Raw genomic sequence first — 259 nt, 5'->3', positions numbered from 1 at the left:
AAGTCCATTGCAGCTTCTTCCAAGGATTGATCCAATTCCACCAAGCGCGAGCGGATAACGACGGTAATGTACGCCATACAAAGCGTGGTGTGGCCGAGGAAGATAGTAAAGAAGCCGCGATCGAAGTAGAGCGATTGCAGCAATTCACTGCCTTGCAGGAACATTTGAACCTGAATAATCAGCAGCAGCATGGACAAACCGGTAATCACGTCAGGCATCACCATAGGCGCGGAAATCATACCGGCAAACAGGGTGCTGC

Annotated in this window: 1 pseudogene; it reads right to left on the bottom strand. The window is 50.6% G+C overall.

Annotated elements, in window-relative coordinates:
* A pseudogene (locus tag ACTHSP_RS23825) lies at nt 1-259 on the bottom strand (polyamine ABC transporter permease); the annotation flags it as partial.

The organism is Neisseria sp. P0001.S005, from assembly GCF_051963715.1.
This window is presented reverse-complemented; position numbering and strand designations above follow the sequence as displayed.